The sequence below is a fragment of the Candidatus Phyllobacterium onerii genome (assembly GCF_028331445.1).
GTDB lineage: Bacteria > Pseudomonadota > Alphaproteobacteria > Rhizobiales > Rhizobiaceae > Phyllobacterium > Phyllobacterium onerii.
In genome coordinates this window covers 1-18110 of record NZ_JAQMHX010000018.1, presented here as the reverse complement: position 1 = coordinate 18110, position 18110 = coordinate 1, and the positions used below count along the sequence as shown (strand labels likewise).

Sequence of the window (18110 nt, the reverse complement as noted above, 5' to 3'; positions counted from 1 at the left end):
TTTGTCCTACGTTGTGTGTGAGTTAGGCACGGAGCCGCGCCGGGGTCAGAGTTGAGCCAGGCCGCCGTCGACGGCGACTTCGCTGGCGGTCATGAAGCTGCTGTCGTCCGACGCGAGGAAGGCGGCGGCGGCCGCGATCTCCGCCGGAGCGGCCATGCGCCGGAGCGGGGTCATCGCGCCGTAGGCCTTTTGGCCCTCCTCTCCGAGCGCTTCCTTCGCGAGTTCGGTCGCCGTCGCGCCGGGCGACAACACGTTGACCCGGATACCGGTACCCTTCAGATCCTCCGCCCAGGTCCGTGCGAGATTGCGCACGGCTGCCTTGCTGGCGCTGTAGGCAGTGAATGCCGGGGCACCGGTGGTCCCGGCGCTTGATCCCGTCAGGATGATCGAACCGCCCGGGCCCATCAGTGGTAGCGCCTTCTGGACCGTGAAGATCGTGCCCTTCACGTTGGTGTCGAAAGTGTCGTCGATGTGCTTGGCGGTGATCTGGCCGAGAGGAAGCGGACTTCCGGCCCCGGCATTGGCGAAAACGATGTCGAGGCTTCCGCGCTCTGCTTTCACCGCCGCGTAGAGCCGATCAAGATCGGCCTCATCCGAGACCGAGCCCTTCACCCCGCGGGCGTTAGGTCCAAGCTCGGCCACAGCCGCATCGAGTGCTTGCTGCCGACGGCCGTAGATGAAGACGAAGGCACCCTCCTCGATGAAGCGCCTTGCAGCGGCGAGGCCGATACCGGTGGCGCCGCCCGTGATCACGGCTGTCTTTCCATTCAATCTGGTCATGTCATGCATTCCTTGTGTCGCGTCTCGGGTCATCGATTGCGGAGACATCCTCCGACAGCCTCGATATGGGGTCGGCGGCGCCAGGCGGTGAGTGCGCAATCGCGCGCATCCGTGGTGCGAAAACGATCCACTTACGTGATCGAACGCAGCGACGGTCATGCGCAATCCGGCCCAGTAGGGTAGACTGGTCTTTGGAGGCCGCCCCATGCGGCGCGGGAATGGACCATGATCGACTGGGATGACGTTCGCTACTTCCTTGCCGCCGCACGTGGCGGCTCAGTGCGGGCTGCCGCCAAGAGCCTGGGAGTCAACCACTCGACCGTGCTGCGACGCATTGCGCAGCTCGAGGAGCACCTCGGGGCGCAGATGTTCGAAAAGCTGCCTTCGGGCTACCGCCTGACGGCCGCGGGCGAGGAGGTTCTCGAGTTCGCGAACCAGATGGAAGCCTCGTCGCACCAACTGGAGACGCGCGTCTTCGGACGCGATCAGAGCGTACGCGGGCTTCTACGGGTGACGCTGCCCCCGTTCCTTGCGACACACCTGCTCATGCCGGATATCGCAGATTTTGCGCGTCTGCATCCGGACATCGAGATGGAGATCGTATCGACCGGCGAGGTCGCGAATCTGACCAATCGGGAGGCGGATGTGGCAATCCGGATGGTCTCCGATCGCAAGACCCTGCCGCTCAATCTTCATGGCCTGAAAGGTCCGGATCTGCTCGCGGGTGTTTATATGTCCCGCGATAGACTGGCCGCTTGGCGTGCGGGTGTGCCGGATCCAATCCGGCCCATCGTCATCGGCGGTCAGGCTGTTCCGAACTGGGTCGACCAAGGGGAGTTTCGCGCCACAGGGGTTCCGTTCAGGACGCCGGACGCCGACGCGCAGATCGCTGCGGCAAGGCAAGGGATCGGCATGACCAAACTGCCCTGTTTCGTCGGAGATGCCGATCACTTGCTGGCGAGAGTTCCGGGCATCGATCTGAAATCACCTGCGACGATCTGGCTTCTCACGCAGGGGGAGACACGCAAGACGAAGCGCGTGCGGCTTTTCACAGAGTTCATATCCCACCGACTCGCCGCGTACGCTCCGCTCCTCGCCGGGCGGTCCATATCGCGTGGCTAACGTCCCATGCCAAACGCCAAAAATGGGCTAGGGAAATTGCTGTTGGAGATTGGCATTCCCAAGGGGGACAGGCCGCGGAGTGGCCGCTCTCCGTGAAATCGAAACGCATAGTGGACGGTCCGCTCCCGGCCCCGAAGCTGGCGTTTGGCGATTGTGGCGCGACTGACCGCTTCGCGCCGCCAAGCGGCCATTCACCTCTGTCCGCGCTCGGTGTCACACGTCACCGGTGTTGACGCCGCGTCAGATCCCAGATGGTGATCTTCATCCCTGGACGATTGGAGCCGTGACGACTACCCTTAGACCAGGAAGATTGTCTCCTTCTTCCATTCCGCCGCCAAGGCTAGTGACAATCGAGTTCAGCATCTTGGTACCGAAGCCGCTTCCTGGTTCCCTCTTGCCAGAGCCGTGGTCGGATACGATCAGCCTGAAGCTGCCTTGATGTTGCTCCAGGACAATAGACAATGGTCCGGGTAATCCACCATAGGCGTACTTATTGGCGTTCATGATCAGCTCGGCGAAGACCAGCCCCACATTGATGGCTCGGTCGGCGACCATCAACACGGGTGTAAGATCGATATTGAGCTGCTCTTGCCACCCCGTGTCGATGGATGATAGGATCTCCCGGCAGAGTTCGCCCAGATAACGCGCCAGATCAACGGCCTTTGCGTGATCGTCCGAATAGAGACGGCGATGAACCAAGGCGACAGCGGCAAGCCGGCTGCGCGCTTCGTTGATGTGGTCTACGGTAGTTTGGTCTTCAATCATCCGTGCCTGCATTCCCAGAAACGACGAAACCATCTGGAGGCTATTCTGAACGCGGTGGTCTACCTCCCGCATCAGAAAATCCTTTTGCAAGCAACCTATCCTTCTGAGCCAGAGCTTGCCCAAGCTCCCGGTTCAGTGCCTCGATCTGCCGCCTCTGCACGACTTCCAGCACCGCGTGGGAGAGCCGCCGCGCGGATTCCATTTCATTCAGTGTCCACGGTCTCGATTTCCCACGAACTTCTTCGACCCATTTTTCGAACGAAGCTCGTGGGGTTAGAAACTGATGCGGTGGCAGAGCCGCGTCTTTATGTGGGTTTCCGGCCCAATTGAGCATCTGGATTTCTTCCATACGAAACCACATCAGGGCTATGCGCCTGTCACCAGGCACCGTGACCGACAGAATGCCACTGGCCTCCTTGCTGAAACGTGACGCCGGTGGATAATGCTTGCTCAGCTCTGCCGTCGAAAATGGCTGGTGTGCCGATTTGGTTGTTGCCCAGTCCAGGAGCGCCTCGACATCCGCTTGGTCCGGAACATTGCCGGCACTGTAGATCTGCCCGTCCGTGCTGGCGACAAAACCATCAGCCCCCAGCATTTCGCCAAAGTCGCCCCCATATTCCGAGAATACGGTGTCGAGCGGATCCGCGATCGCCATACGACGCAGCATGGCGTCTTCCGAGGTACGCAAATGGATTCGCTCTCTATAGGTCTCCGCTTCATCCTTCGCCCTGATTTGACGCGCCAGCCCGCCGGCAAGCGCGCGGCAAGCAATACGTTTTGAAAGCGACAAATGTCTTGGTGACCGATGATGGCAGGCAATCAAACCCCAAAGCACGCCATCACGTACGATGGAGAGGGAAGCTGAAGCCTGCACCTGCATATTCTTCAAATACTGGATGTGCACGGGTGAAACACTGCGCAAGTTCACATCGCTGAGATCAAGCTCTGCAAGTTCGATCTTATTTGATCGAAGCGGTGCCGGATCGTAGGAAACATCCGGAATGACGCGGACTCGGTTACGAATGTAGAGAGCTCTGGCCTGCTTGGGGATGTCGGTGGCGGGGAAATGGTGGTTGAGAAAGGTTCCGAGCGCCGCGGCTTTGTCTTCCGCGACCACGACCCCGGTGCCGTTATCGAGAAACTGGTATATCATGACCCTGTCAAAGCCAGTCAGATGGCGAAACGCCGTGGCAGCGTTCTGGCAAAGCTCGCGCAGATTGAATGAACGTTCGAAGGCGGAGCTCCAGCTGTCGAGATCGGCGAGTATAAATGCAGTTGAGCACGCGTCGATCTCTGCTGGCTCCAACTCCACAATGAGTTTGTCAACGCTTCGGTGAGCTACCGCTTCGAAGATTTCTGAAATCCCACGCACAGGATCAAGCACTATGGAATTTGTGTTCGATTCATTGTCAAGAACAGCGCGAATATCTTGTCGGGAAAGGTCATTCAGGGTTTTCTCCGACCACTCCGGCCAAAGCCTACCCTCGACGTCGCCTGCCGCTCCCACTATTTCCAAGGATTCGCGTTCGGCTACCAGTAAAACCCCATGCGGTTGGATTGAACCGGGGATGTGAATAGGCTCACGGTCGCATGAAGTCAGATCCACGTTGTCATTGACGTCATTCATAGCTTGCGATCGGCGCGGCTGTAATGAAACTCGAAGACATTGAAAGCTGCCTGAGCGGCGCTGATACAGCGATCTTCCTCAAGGGAGGTCATGGCAGTGGCCTCCAAAATTTTCAGAAATGACTTCCAGGCTTTGGGGTTTCCAGTTTGGACGGCAATGTGCCGAGCACCAAAATCAGCGGTCATCCCAATATTCCTCAATCGGCCCGCCAAGATCCGTGCACCCAGAGCCGATCCCTCGAGCACGTATAACGTTCCCATCACCGAGGCTGTGTCCCAAACTGATAGCTTTCCCCGACGCGCTGCCGTGACAGGCACTGTGACGTCGAGATCTGCCATGTCCGCAGCGAGGGATGACAGAAGGCGACGCTGAGGCCACAACGGATAATGCCGCGCTGCATCGCTTGCATCGAGTATCACCTCCAGGGGCTGCCAAGCGTGCCATGTCGCGGCAAGATAGCGGCGATAAAGATCAACCTGCCCCAGGAACCCAGCTGCATTCACCGCTATGTCAAGTTGGCGGTGCACCTGATGCGTCTCCAACCGCAATCGCATCCGCCGCGTCTGCTGCGGATCATCATGAGGTGGCAACATGTAGTTTCGGGTTTCGGACAAACCATTCCCTTGATATTCAAGCCGCGTTCCGGTGGCACGCGGGCAGACTTGGCGATGCTAAACTAATGAAACTTCTGCGCGCAAAACGGGACATCGGAGCGTCCTCACCGAACGGGCCATGCAGATCAATGCGCTGAGAAAATAAGCCGTCCCAAACGTGTGGGATGAAACATGTCGAACTCATGGAGGTACAAACGGCTTCCGAACAAGCCTATACCCTTTGACCCGTTGGCGATAGCAATATTCGAGGAGGATGGCGGCAGCCCCATCTACACTGCATTCCCCACGCGTTATAGATCTGTTCGGGGGCTACGCATTGACGTCTGCTTCTCTAATCGGGCATTTGGGTCAAGCTCTTTTCTGATCGTCGGTAGCCTGGTCGTTCACGCGGGTCACGCTTCTCTTCGCAGTCTATTGGCTCCCTTGCGTTCGGAGCCGCTGCATGCATGCATGGGATCAGGGTCTGGAGAGCCTCGCTTTGGGACGCGCTCGAAGCGCAGCAGACATTAACGGCTTCATCCATCCCGTCGTCCGCGTGGACGATCCGGCCAGGATCGAGTTCGAAGGCTATGTCATATCATGCAGATGCCTCCGATCCGAACCGGAACTCTGTGCCGTCGATCCACATCCGATGAAGCACGACGGCAATCTTGCGGGCGACAGCGACGATGGCTCGTCCCGTCCCTTGGTCTTCATCAGCCGCACGCCCCATGCCTTCAGGCTGCTCCAGGCAATCGACCGCATCAGCATCGCGTTGGCGGCTGCATAGAGCGTCGCCCGCACGTCGGCGTCGCCGGCATGGGAGATCCGGCCGGGATTGTCCTTCTCGCCGGACTGGAAGCGTCGCGGCGTCAGCCCGAAGTGAGCGCCGACAGTGCGCGAGCTTTTGAAGCGGGTGGGATCGTCAACTGCGGCCTTGAAGCTCAAAGCCGTCACGTATCCGACACCTGGAACACCCATGAACCGCGTAGTGACGGAGTCTTGGTGCGCCGCTCTTCGGACACGTCGATCGAGTTCAAGAAAGGTTTCCAGGAGCATCTGCCTGGCCTGCAACATCGGCAGGAGCGCATGGCTAAGTGCCGGATCGCTTTCGATCGTGTCTCGGACGGCCGCATCGAATGCACTACCCCCCAGACGCATCGGCAGTTTAACGCCGAAGACCTTCAGAAGCCCGCGGATTTCGTTTTCAAGGTCGATGCATTTCCGCTGCATGACCTTGCGGCTGGTGAGTAGTGCACGGATGTAATGGCTTTCGACGCTCTTCACATGCACCCGACTGTACCAACCCGATCGCAGCAGTTGGGCGATGCCGCGAGCGTCGTTTTTGTCGGTCTTGTTCCGCATGGCCGAAAGAGCGGCATTGACCTGCCGAGCCTCCATGCACACTACATCGAAACCTGCTTCCGTTAGGCCATAGGTCAGATGTTGAGTGAGCGTGCCAGCTTCCAGCCCTATCTGATGGATCGGTTCGCCAAACTCGCGCAGGCAGTGAACCAGGTCCGGCACGTCGGATGAAACGGCTCGCTCGAGCCGAACCTTCCCATCCTGGTCAATAATGCAGATCGCCACTGAGCGCAGCGACACGTCCAAAGCAGCATAAAACATCGTCATCTCCCTTCATCTCGGCTACGCCGGGATAGTAGTGGGAGCTCGCCCATTTGGGACCGCCCGATTACACATGCTTTGGGTAAATCCCAGACCCCGGTCCCGAGTGGTGGATGTCCGCTTTTCGCATCGGGTGTCTTGGTAACGGACAGTCTGCCGTCGGCCCCATCTCGGTCATTGATGGCATTAGTTCAGTTGCCGCAGTGACGGGTACATGATGTATATCCATGGCTCATTGGAAATCTCACTTCAAATGCCCGCCTTGATGGGAATCGAACCCATGCTCCTTAGTGTAGGCAGCACCAACCCGTTGTTTTGATAATGTCGTTCCTGTACAAGGACGAGCACATTGAATACTGGGTTGTTGGGCTCGGCGCCGCCATTGCCTCAGCGGCCTCGCTTTACTATCGGCGCTGGCCACGACAACTGATTGCCGCAAGCGCTGCAACCGAAGCCACAAGGCTCAATTACTTCAGGCCGAGCGCGCGCCGCCAGCCGGGTTTCTGCTGCTGGCGCTGCTCGAAGACGTGCATCGAAAGAACCTGAGCCCGCAATACTTGGGGCGGGCGCCATTTCACATTGTCCTGGTTCATGACCGTCCTCTCGACCCGCACCTCTTCCATCGCCGTCCGGCAGCCCGGACAGGTGGCAAGGTGATCCTTAAACTGCGATGCATGCGCGGGATCGAATTCGCCGTCGACGAAACCATGCAGCATCACGCGCCATTCGGGGCAGCCTTTCAGTCGCGCCTCGCTCATCGTACCGCCTCGTTTTCGTTGCATGCGCCCCAGCCCTCGCCGAATTCGCGCCCGATCGCAGAGTTGTTTTTCTCCACATGGTCCCAATAAGAATGACATCGAGCGCTGATTTGAGCTTGTTGCCGGCGGGTCTGGAGTTTCCGGCAACAAGTCGTCACATCGACGATGTGTGTCAGCTACCCTTGCATTTTGGCAAACCGCGCCTGATCAATTCAATTTTCCGGCAGCTCCCAAAAACAGTTGGTGAAAAGATGCAAGGTCCTCCGCCCCAACATCAGAAACCGCCCAAAAAGCCAGTCCTTTGTCGGTCCATTTGACAAGATTGTATCCGTCGTAAGAAGCGCTGCTGAGATCGAGCTTTGTCGAAGGCCAAATGAACAGATTGATGACGTGGGCATGCCGGCGATATATGAGCGCTGCTACGACCTTTCCGTCAACATAGTCCACACGCCCTCCTACGAGTGGAAAGCCTTGTGTCGCCAAATCAACAACCGGTGGAGAAAAATCAATCTTTCCATTGAACCAAGGTTTGACGGTGTGCTGATCTGACGTTTGCACATCGGTCAGATGATTGGCGAGCAGCGACCTGACATGACTTGCAACAAGTTGGTTCTGAAGCGATCCCTCCTGGGGCGGCAGGGAGAGTACGAGAAAAAGACTCGCCGCTATGCCAGCAAGTGATGGGATATAGCTCCAGCGCTTTAGGAAATTGAGCCAATTGGCGAACGCGCTCGTTTTTCCATTGTGGTATGCATAGGTCGCCTGATGCGCCGCGGTTGCGAGGACCCGCTCGCGGACCTCGGCCGGCATGCGCCAGCTCACACCGTCCTGACCGATGACTTGCTGCAATCTTTGAGCTTTTTCCAATTGCTTGGAGCAATTGTCGCAACTTTCGAGGTGTTGCTCAAACTTCAAGGAATGGACCGCATCGAGTTCACCATCGAGGTAACCATGCATCATAACAACCCAGTCGGGGCAATTTTGGGAATCGGCCATCGTACTTATTCCTCTCCCAGGTTTGTGTTATGCCATAATTTGCCAAATGCTCGCCTGGCCCGGGCGAGGCGCGACATGACCGTGCCTAGAGGCAAGTCAATGATGTCCGCAATCTGCCGGTATGATAGTTGTTCGAGCTCGCGCAGGACCAAGATTTCGCGCAGGTCGACGGGCAGTTCACTGATGACGGAGCGAACGCACTCCGATTGAGACGTACGCATTAGCGCAATTTCTGGAGTGTCCTCCTCTGAAGCAACGTCATGCACGGACGGCGCGGAAGGCCCGCCATCGTGAAATCCATCTGTCAAAGGCATCTCGAAGCGATGCTTGCGTCTCAGGTCGTGTGACCAGGCATGGAAACAATTTCGTACAATCGCAAAGATCCAGGAGCGGGGATCGCCGCCATGGTAACCATCGAAGTTACGATAGGCCCGCAAAAATGCCTCTTGCACTATATCCTGCGCCGCGTCTGCATCCCGGCTGAGATAGCGCGCAAAATTATAGGCGGCATCCAAATGCGGAATAATCAGATCTTGGAACAAGAGCGATCTGTCAGAGTTTGCAGATCGCGAGCTGGTTTGATTGCTTGCCAGTGACGACACCATCGCCAACGCCTCATTCCTGAAGTCTGGCGAAATCTGCCGCGTGCGATTGCTGTTGTTGATCAGAATCGTCCAAGCAGAACGCCTCAGTTTTGCTCCAAGATATGTACCAATCCTTGCGAATAGCGATTCCATATAGAATGCAGATGTGTGTGCTGAACGCATGGCTTCTATCTTTTCATCTTTCAGGCGATTGTCTCATGCCGTGAAAGCTCCTCGCCCACGACGCTCAACACCTAGATCAAATCTGCGCTTAAAATATTCCCTATTTCAAATATTTTTACTGCGCGACCCGATTGAACAGTTTGACGCGCAGCAACGATGCACGCGTCGATGGCTTTGTTTAATCCGGTCGATTGAACGCGCCAAACGTGTTTGCCGCAAATATAGTCTAGCCATTTCAAGGACTTATTAATTTAGGTTGGGCTTTACGGAATAAACCATCGCCTTGCCCAATCTACTCTATCAGCGGAGGCGCTTGTCTTTTCATGTTCTCCGCCTGGCAGAAGCCAAATCGATAAAGGAGAACGCACATGTTTGATATGACACGCCGCACGGTACTCGCATCAGGACTTGCAGCGGCGGCTTTTGGGCTAGCAGGAAAGCTGGAGTTTGTCCTTCCGGCATCAGCCGGGGCCCAGATTGAACCAACGATTGGATTTCACAAATACACTGTCGGATCAATTGAAGTGACCGCTGTCTATGATGGAATCTGGCGTAAACCGCATGATGCGACATTCATTGAGAATGCTTCTATCGAACAGACAAAGGAGGCGCTCGCGAAAGCCGGCCTTACGACTGAATTCATGCCCATCCCGTTGACTGTCGTTGTCTTAAAGATGGGCGACCGGCTGATCATGATGGATGCAGGTTCCGGCGTCGGTCAGTGGCAAGCGAATGCCACGCACTTACCGGCAAATATGAAAGCGGCCGGTATAGACTATACAAAGATCGACACGGTCGTCATCTCGCATTTCCACCCGGATCATATTTGGGGATTGATGGAAAAGGGGACGAATGCACCGGTCTTCAGCAATGCTGAGCTCATCGTCAACGAGACCGAATACAATTGGTGGACTGATCCTGGCCGCGTTGACAAGCTCGCCGATGGCAGGAAGCCAGCGGGTAAAAGGATTGCAAGTGTCTTTCCGACCTGGAAGAACTGGAACCTGGTCAAGGACGGCGCTGAAGTAGCTCCCGGTGTCCATCTTATCCAAGCGCCCGGCCACACGCCTGGCCACTCCGCTTTTCTCGTAACGTCAGGCAAAGACCAACTTCTTGTCTCCGCAGACACGATGTACGTTCCGGCTTTGCTTGCGCCCCATCCGGAATGGCAGGGAAGTTATGATCAAGATGGACCGACAGCGGTTTCAACGCGCCATCATCTGATCGATCGAGTCATAGCGGATAATATGAGCATTTGCGGCTCGCATTTTCCATTTCCAGGTTCAGGCACGTTCGTCAAGGACGGCAATGCCTACGGCTTTACCCCTAACATCCAATCTTAACCAACAAGGAGCGCATAATCATGAGCAGGAACAAATTCGCCGCTACTATCGGCCTAGCCCTTGTGACGATCGCATCGGCTGCAGGTCACTATCCGGCCTTTGCAGTCGACAATATGGAAACATCAGGAACCGCGGATCTGACCTCCGTTCGCGCAAAAATAGCCGCCAAAGACTACACAAGCGCGCTGTCGGAACTACGTGGTTTGGCCGAGGACAATCAGCAGGCGGACGTCTACAATCTGCTGGGATTTACCCTGCGCAAAACCGGCGATTTCGATACGTCCCTCACCTATTATCAGAAGGCCCTGGACCTTGAGCCCGATCACAAGGCTGCGCGGGAATATCTTGGTGAATTATATGTCGATACCGGCAAGATGGACAAGGCCAAGGAGCAGCTCACCTCGTTGACCCAGCTTTGCCCGGCTGGCTGCGACGAACTGGGCGATCTTCAAAAATACATAGCATCGAGAGGCGTTAACTAAGGATAGTGCGCGGTTAAACGCCGCGCGCTTCTTTCCCACAAGGAGTAGCGAAGGTGAACACACCACTCAAAGGCATACGCGGCATTGATCTTGCCGTGCTCATCAGCCGCCTTTTGCTGGCCTGGATATTTCTGCACGAGGGACTTACCCTCGCCACGCACTTGGACGGCTCCATCACGGTAATGACAAAGGCTGGGATCAGCACGCCGCTGGTTCTGGCTACAATCGCGTTGCAAATTATTGCAGGATCATTGATCGCATTTGGATTTTGCACACGCTTGGGAGCACTTGCGCTTGGCATTTTTTGCATAATGACCGCGGTTCTATTTCATACATATTTCATTGACCAGAACGAGTTGCTGCATTTTGAAAAAGACTTGGCCATCGCGGGCGGAATGCTGGCTTTGGCCATCCACGGTCCGGGCAGAATTTCCTTCGACAATATCCTGTCGAGGTCCATCAAATCCCAATGGCTTGGCCAGTTGCTGATGTCTTGAATATTCGGGGCATGGTTTGGTTCCCAATATAAAGACTCATCAGAGAAAACGTGTGGCATGAAATCGAAAGCGGAAGACAGCGGTTGGGGCTCGCTTCGCGGCGTCGACTCCAGCAAACCCGTACCCTTTGTCGAGGACACGAATTGAGTTGAAATGAGTGAAGCGATCTCCCACCTGACCGCTGGCGCTGTAGCGCTCTTTGCCGAAACCGACGAGCAGCGCATCCGAGCCATCCGATCGCTTCGTTGGGTTCTCTACCCACGAGCCAAGCTGGCTCTCGATCGTTTGGGCCGGCTCCTTAGACCATCCTCGAGGCGGGCATGCCTTCAGTGGCAATCTACGGCGACAGCGGCATGGACAAGACGATGATAATGAAGCGGTTCCGCGATGAGATGCGCGGGGGCGCCAAGCATCATTTTGACAAACTCACCCGGATTGCGTTCCGCATGGCAAGCGTACCATGTCATTGGCTTTCTTAATTGCCTACGCCGCGTATGAAGTCGTTCGCGATTTGCTGTCGTGTAGCCCCTGATAACTTTCTAATCAACGACTCTTTTGTCAAGGTTGCTCGGAGAGCCGAACTACTCGTTTTGTTCCCCCATGATTAGAGTTGACTTCCACCTCGTTGTTAACCATCGATTCGCCCCAGCCTTGTCGGGCAACAATCGTTGCAGCCACGCGGTTTTGAACCCCGAGCTTTGCCATTGCATTCGTCATATGCGATTTGACAGACTTTTCCACGATCCCGAGGATGTCACCAATCTGCCGATTGCTTAATCCGTTCGCGACTAGGCGAAGCGTACGCTCTTCTTGGGGGGATAGGGAGGAAAGCACGTCTGCTACCGAAGGTCGTCTTAGGTGAGCGACGACACGGAATCCAATGATTGGCGACATGAAGGACCCGCCGGCAGCGACTATTTTAATCGCCGATACAAGGTCGGTGGCGCTCGTACCCTTCAGAAGATACCCCACGGCGCCAGCGTCGATGGCCGACAATACATTGTCTTCTGCTTCCAACTCGGTAAGAAATATGACCTTAGTCGGGCTAGTCAACTTTAATAGCCTTTTGGCGGCCTCAATGCCGCCACCTGGCATCGAAATGTCCAGTAGTGCAATATTAGGAGCATGGCGAGAACTGAGTCGGATAGCGTCCTCGGCCGATGATCCTTCGCCTACAACCGTAATATTCTCGTCAGCATTAAGAGTTTGAATGATACCGGTCCGGAATAACGGATAATCGTCTACTACGATGACCTCAATTTGATCCGACATAACCCTTGCCTCACTCCCGAACTTCGCCTCTTACATTGGGCGACAATAAATCGCAACAAACCGGATGAAATTCATGCCGCAGGGGCGTAGCAACGGCTTTCAATACTTCATCGGCCAAAAACAGCCATTTGCAAGAGTAGTTTATAGCTTAACGTTTGCACAGACTAAACTGCGTGAAAAGCATTGGTCCTGGCAAACGAGATGCGGCCCTCCAGTGAGATTGCTGCTTTGGTTTCAAAATGTGGCGCGGTCAAACCCAATTTGTTGAAGTTCGTTTAACGTTGGTGAATCACCGCACTTAGATGCTTTCCTAATGCCCCTTCCTTACTGCTCACGGAAGGCGCGGCTGAACTGATCGGCGAGCGGCTTGGACAGGAAGGAAATCGCTGTACGCTCTTCCGTCGAAACAAAGACTTCGACTGGCATGCCAGGCATGAGCTTGCTGTCGCCGAGCTTTTCAAGCTCCTCCGAGGGAACGATCACATCGCACAGATAGTAGACCTGGCCGGTCGAGGGATCGCTGCTGGTCGCGGCGGAAACATAGGCAATCTTGCCATGCAGTTCCGGCGTCGTGCGTGTGTTGAATGCCGAAAAGCGCAATTTTGCCGGTTGGCCGACGTATAACTGATCGATATCCGTCGGGGATAATTTTGCCTCGATCTTGAGCGCCGCGTCGGCCGGCACGAGTGTCACTAGCTTCTCAGCTGGCGTTATGACGCCGCCGATGGTGTGGACCGCGAGTTCGTTGACTGTGCCCGAGAGCGGTGCGCGGATATCGGCTCGCGCCAGCCGATCCTCCATGGCTACTCGCCGTTCCCGAAGTTCGGAGAGTTTGGGTTCGATGGAGGAGAGCTCCCTCTGTGCTTCGGTACGGGCAGTCTCGTCTATGGCAATGATCTGCAGGCGAATTTCACCCATGCGGGCCTTGGCCCGGGCGATATTGGCTTCGACCTCTCCGCGTTCTCCCAAGAGCTTGGCCATTTCGCGGTCTATGACATATTTGCGAGAGGTTTCGATCAGGCGCTTGTCGGTCAGCCCCTTGATCTTACCGTGTTCAGTCTTGACCAGAGCGATCTCATCGATCTTTGCATCGTGCTGCGCTTCGAGCCCCTTGATCTCCTCACCCAATTGATCGATGCCAAGGATCAACTGTTCTTTCTGGCTCTCGCGGTTCTGACGATTGCCATCAAACATACGCTTCTCACCAAAGAACACGTGTGGATAATCATTGGTTCGTGCGGTTAGTTCGGCCGACATCATGATCGCATCGAGATTATCACGCTCAGCCATGAGCCTCGCCTGTTTCGCCATAAATTCGACGAGCTGCGTGCGGACGATCGAAAGCTCTGCCCGGGTTTCGGCATCGTCAAGCCGCAGCATAATCTGGCCCTTGGTGACAAAATCACCTTCCTTGACCGCAATCTCGCTGATGATGCCACCATCGCGGTGCTGAATTGATTTCAGGTTCTGATCGACCTTGACCATGCCCGGTGCGATGATCGCCCCTGTCAGCTGTGCGGTTGCCGCCCAGCCGCCCGCACCGACGAAAAGCATTAGTCCTAGCGTAACCCCCGCAATGACCCGGGGCCCCACGGGGAAACTGTTTTCCGGCTCGATCTGCGATCCAGGGCCCAGGTCTTTTTGTTTTTTTCGGCCGAACATTTCTTCACTCCCGTTCGCGTCAAGATGACGTGTTCACTCAAGGATTTTCGACGATCATCAACATGTGATGACCCGTCAGATTGATCGTCATTTCATAGTGTTCGTCGCGGTCCATATCGACCTCGATCAGCGTCTGTTGCAGTTCGTCAGTTCCTTCGTGGCGCACGCGGATCGGCAGCGGTTGCGCGTCGGCGTCATCGCCGTAGGTGTCTTCAAAGCGGTCCTCCAGGCTATCGATAACATCTTCGAAGATCTCGTACCTCGACATCTCGATGCGATCGCCAACCATGAAGTCGAGGATCTGGTGGATGACCTCGGCACTGGAACTGCCTTCGGGGATCTGGAACTGAAAGGTATCGGCACCCCCATTGCCTTCCAGTATCATCGCAGTTGTGCCGATGTTCATCTGATCATTGGCAGCACTTCCGATCACCTGCTCGAAGCCTGAGATCACATCGTTCCCGATCGCAAATCCTGTCGCAGTACCCGTGTTCAGATCGACAAGCACGCCTTGCGCCGACTGCGAATAGTCGAGCGTGTCCGACCCGTCCTCGCCGCAGTAAATGTCATCGCTGCCATCGGCAGAAGCCTGCACGATATCGTCGCCGGTGCCTGCCAATACGCAGTCTTCGCCGGCACCGTCCGATATCACATCGTTTCCGCCGTTGCCGATCAGGGTTTCATTGGCGCCACTCCCCCTGATTTCATCATCGCCGGCACCGCCCTCGATGACTTCGAAATTGGTGACGCTGTCGCTGCCAATTTCCGCGCCGCTGGCTTTGGCAGCGACAAGATCAATGACGACGGTCATCAGCGCGGCGGAATAGTCGAGCGTGTCGACGCCGGTGCCGCCATCATATGTATCGGCCGCCCCGTCCATCGCTGCCGTGATAGTATCCTGGCCAGCATCGCCGCTGACCCTGTCCGCCCCTGCCCCATCCGACAGTTGATCGTTGCCCTCGCCGCCCGACACGATGTCAGCGCCACCCCCGCCATCGATCACATCATCGCCGCCATTGCCATGGATCTCCTCGGCCGCATCGCTGCCTTGAATGTCATCCTGTCCCGCCCCGGCCAGCAGGATCTCGAAGTTCGAGATCGCGTCGTGACCGATCTCGTCACTGGTTGCAGTGCCTTCATCGAGATCGATGGTGCTGCCATACAGGACTGCGGTATAATCGAGCGTATCGACGTCAGCGCCGCCGTCATAAACATCGTCCGCCTGATCAGTATCGCCGGCAATGGTATCCTTGCCAGCGCCGCCGCGTACAATGTCCTGGTCGCTGCCGCCGCTGAGAAAATCATCGCCGAGGCCACCATCGAGAACATCGGCACCGGCCTGGCCAAAGACATTATCGTTGCCGCCGCCGCCATCCAGCCGGTCATTGCCGGCGTCGCCATGGATGGTATCGCGGCCAAGATCACCGGCAATGTTGTCATTGCCATCACCACCGAACAGCAGGTCGTCATCCTCTCCGCCGCTGATTGTATCATCGCCGCTTTCGCCGAAGATGGTATCGCGACCTTCCTCGCCGAACAGACGGTCATTGCCGCTGCCGCCAAAGACCTGATCGTCGCCGAGGCCGGCGAGAACGATGTCGTCGCCAGCTCCCGCAAAGATGAGATCATCACCACTGCCGGTGATGATATGGTCATTGCCATTGCCGCCATTGACCGTGTCGTTGCCGCCCCGGCTGTCGATGTTGTCATTGCCATCGCGACCGTCAATGTCGTCAGCGCAGCTTGTTCCGACGAGGATATCATCGCCTTGCGTGCCAATGATCGGCGGTGCCTTCAGCACGGAGAACTGGGCCGTCTGCAGGATCGACACCTTGCCATCGCTGATCTGATAGGTAACGGTGACCGGACCAAGCATCGCCGCATCGAAATACCAGCCGCTCGGCGTCTGCGTCAGTGTCCCCGACGATACGCTAACGTTCTCGATGCGGAGCGCATCGCCGTCCGGATCAGATGCACCGCGCAGGAGATCGGAAAGCCCGATCAGGGCGACCGCACAGCCAAAGACATCCGCTAGATAGACCGGCCCGTTGACTCGTGGCGCACGATTGACGGCTTTCTCCTCATCCGTATCGTCCTCGTCATCCACCTCAGACTCGGGATCGTCGCGCGGATTGAGGTCATACCCAGGCGCAGCCTGGGAATTTGAACTACTGCCACCGCCACCGCCACCGCCGTAGCCAATATTTGATACCCTGCCACCGCGCCAGGCATTGTCATTTGCCGCATGGAAGGAGAACGAAACCCCACCGAAGTTCTTCAAAAGGGCCGAGTTTGGAAGGTTGAGCTTTTGGAACTCGATCATCGGGGAATCGGAAAGCTCATAGCGCCAGTCTCCGCTACCGAACAAGCGGCCACCCGAGCCGGACTTCTCCCTTGTTGCTTCTCCGAGCTCTGTCATCACTTCGGGAGCGCCAGCTGCAGCGACTTCCGGCGATCCGGATTGCTCTGGCGCCTGAGACTTGGCTTCTTCCTGCCGCTCGTCACTGCCCAGCCGCGGGAATGCGCTTTTCAAGTAAAGCGCAAGCCCGGTGAGAAACACCGTAAAGAACAGTGGTGCATTAGAGCGTTTGTCCTGGTTCTTCAGGGCATAATGTTCATGTGACTCGTCCGTTTCCGGCTTGGTGGTTTTGGTCCCTTTGACATCGATCATCATGCTGAAACCCTCGATGTGACGCGCGGCGCATTTTGTGCGGCAGGCGCGGGTCGGTTGACTGTTTCTGCGGGTGCGGACGATTTGAGAATTTCGTCTTTTGGTCCGAAAGCCACCATCTTGCCATTCTGGATGACGGCGACCATGTCCACTGCGGCTAAAGCGCTTGGCCGGTGAGCGATGACGATGGCAATACCGCCGCGTTCGCGAATCGCCTTTATCGTCTGGGTTAGTGCCATCTCGCCTTCACCATCGAGATTGGAATTCGGCTCGTCCATCACGACGATGAAAGGGTTACGGTAAAGGGCACGTGCCAAGCCGATGCGCTGGCGTTGGCCAGCGGAAAGTGAGGCGCCCTGCGGACCGAGCGCAGTGCGATAGCCATCCGGCATGCGCACGATCATCTCATGAATCCCGGTGATCTGGGCCGCCTCGACGATCGCCCGTGCGTCCACCTTGGGCTCAAGCCGCGAGATATTCTCTTCGACCGTTGCATCCAGCAATGCCACATCCTGCGGAAGATAGCCCATGTATTGGCCGAGCTTGCTGTCCGACCACTGCGTCAGTTCTGCATCATCCAGTCGCACGCTACCGCGTAACGTCGGCCAGATGCCGGTCAGGGCACGCGCAAGTGTCGTCTTGCCACCGCCGCTCGGTCCGATAATGCCGAGCGCCTGACCCGCATTGATCTCAAAGCTGACATCGCTCAGAAGCACTCGGCCGGACCCTGGCGCGGCTACCGTGATCTTTTCTACCTTCAACGATCCAACAGGAGCCGGCAGATCCATCGGTGCCTCAATAGAAGACAACGCTACGACGGTTTCCTTGAGCCTACCAAATGCCGTGCGCGCAGCGACGACGCTCTTCCAGTTACCAATTGCGAGATCGACGGGCGCGAGAGCACGGGCTGAAGCAACCGATGCGGCGATAATTGCGCCAGCGGACAACTCACCCTGGATCGTGAGCCACGCACCCAGACCAAGCACTGCAGATTGCAGGATCATGCGAAGTACGCGAGAGATCGCTCCAAATGTTCCACTGATGTCGTTTGTGCGTGTTTGAAGTTCGAGGTGATCCTGATTGGCTTGATTGAAGCGATCGACCGCTCTTCCGGCAAAACCCATCGCCTTCAGAATATCGGCATTGCGG

The 18110-nt window shown here is 56.6% G+C and carries 15 protein-coding genes and 1 pseudogene; 4 read left to right on the top strand and 12 right to left on the bottom strand.

All coding sequences use genetic code 11. The annotated features are described in order from the left end of the window. Window positions 1-45: 45 nt before the first annotated feature. A complete protein-coding gene (locus tag PHA01_RS25795) occupies window positions 46-780 on the bottom strand; it encodes an SDR family NAD(P)-dependent oxidoreductase (RefSeq protein ID WP_271899209.1) in 735 nt (244 codons plus the stop codon). Between the two features lie 225 nt (window positions 781-1005). Between PHA01_RS25795 and PHA01_RS25790 the strand changes: the two genes are divergently transcribed. Then, the gene (locus PHA01_RS25790; protein WP_271899142.1) at window positions 1006-1902 is read left to right on the top strand and encodes a LysR family transcriptional regulator; all 897 of its coding nucleotides are present in this window, start codon (window positions 1006-1008) and stop codon (window positions 1900-1902) included. A gap of 261 nt (window positions 1903-2163) precedes the next feature. Here the strand turns inward: PHA01_RS25790 and PHA01_RS25785 are convergent, their stop codons facing one another. The 7 genes and pseudogenes from PHA01_RS25785 to PHA01_RS25755 all read right to left on the bottom strand — a co-directional run bounded on the left by PHA01_RS25785 (window position 2164) and on the right by PHA01_RS25755 (window position 8872). Next, complete coding sequence (locus PHA01_RS25785) at window positions 2164-2739, bottom strand: sensor histidine kinase (RefSeq protein WP_271899141.1); 576 nt, start codon at window positions 2737-2739, stop codon at window positions 2164-2166. Next, entirely contained in the window at window positions 2708-4294 is a 1587-nt protein-coding gene (locus PHA01_RS25780; RefSeq protein WP_271899140.1) for a GAF domain-containing protein, read from the bottom strand. Before PHA01_RS25780 ends, PHA01_RS25785 begins: the two co-directional genes overlap by 32 nt. After that, complete coding sequence (locus tag PHA01_RS25775) at window positions 4291-4821, bottom strand: biliverdin-producing heme oxygenase (protein WP_417021038.1); 531 nt, start codon at window positions 4819-4821, stop codon at window positions 4291-4293. Before PHA01_RS25775 ends, PHA01_RS25780 begins: the two co-directional genes overlap by 4 nt. Window positions 4822-5475: 654 nt before the next feature. Further along, the gene (locus PHA01_RS25770) at window positions 5476-6513 is read right to left on the bottom strand and encodes an IS110 family RNA-guided transposase (RefSeq protein ID WP_271899138.1); all 1038 of its coding nucleotides are present in this window, start codon (window positions 6511-6513) and stop codon (window positions 5476-5478) included. Window positions 6514-6992: 479 nt separating this feature from the next. Next, window positions 6993-7271, bottom strand: a pseudogene (locus PHA01_RS25765) (anti-sigma factor family protein); the annotation flags it as partial. Window positions 7272-7478: 207 nt separating this feature from the next. Further along, window positions 7479-8267: an anti-sigma factor family protein gene (locus PHA01_RS25760; protein ID WP_271899136.1), complete on the bottom strand. Its 789-nt coding sequence runs from the start codon at window positions 8265-8267 to the stop codon at window positions 7479-7481. A gap of 5 nt (window positions 8268-8272) precedes the next feature. Further along, complete coding sequence (locus tag PHA01_RS25755; protein WP_271899208.1) at window positions 8273-8872, bottom strand: sigma-70 family RNA polymerase sigma factor; 600 nt, start codon at window positions 8870-8872, stop codon at window positions 8273-8275. A 530-nt stretch (window positions 8873-9402) separates the two neighbouring features. Between PHA01_RS25755 and PHA01_RS25750 the strand changes: the two genes are divergently transcribed. From PHA01_RS25750 to PHA01_RS25740, 3 genes are read left to right on the top strand one after another with little or no spacing between them, the layout of a single operon-like run. Beyond that, a complete protein-coding gene (locus PHA01_RS25750; RefSeq protein WP_271899135.1) occupies window positions 9403-10377 on the top strand; it encodes an MBL fold metallo-hydrolase in 975 nt (324 codons plus the stop codon). A 20-nt stretch (window positions 10378-10397) separates the two neighbouring features. Then, window positions 10398-10859, top strand: coding sequence for a tetratricopeptide repeat protein (locus tag PHA01_RS25745; protein ID WP_271899134.1), 462 nt, complete (start codon window positions 10398-10400; stop codon window positions 10857-10859). 53 nt (window positions 10860-10912) lie between these two features. Continuing rightward, window positions 10913-11356, top strand: coding sequence for a DoxX family protein (locus PHA01_RS25740; protein ID WP_271899133.1), 444 nt, complete (start codon window positions 10913-10915; stop codon window positions 11354-11356). A 558-nt stretch (window positions 11357-11914) separates the two neighbouring features. Here the strand turns inward: PHA01_RS25740 and PHA01_RS25735 are convergent. The 4 genes from PHA01_RS25735 to PHA01_RS25720 all read right to left on the bottom strand — a co-directional run. After that, window positions 11915-12628, bottom strand: coding sequence for a response regulator (locus tag PHA01_RS25735; RefSeq protein ID WP_271899132.1), 714 nt, complete (start codon window positions 12626-12628; stop codon window positions 11915-11917). A 324-nt stretch (window positions 12629-12952) separates the two neighbouring features. Beyond that, window positions 12953-14290 carry an HlyD family type I secretion periplasmic adaptor subunit gene (locus PHA01_RS25730; protein ID WP_271899131.1) on the bottom strand — a complete coding sequence of 446 codons (1338 nt, stop codon included), beginning with the start codon at window positions 14288-14290 and terminating at the stop codon, window positions 12953-12955. Window positions 14291-14327: 37 nt separating this feature from the next. After that, on the bottom strand, window positions 14328-16964 hold the full coding sequence (locus PHA01_RS25725) for a cadherin-like domain-containing protein (protein ID WP_271899130.1): 2637 nt from the start codon (window positions 16962-16964) through the stop codon (window positions 14328-14330). After that, on the bottom strand, window positions 16961-18110 hold a 1150-nt coding region (locus tag PHA01_RS25720; RefSeq protein ID WP_271897418.1), incomplete at its 5' end, for a type I secretion system permease/ATPase. The genes PHA01_RS25720 and PHA01_RS25725, both read right to left, overlap by 4 nt.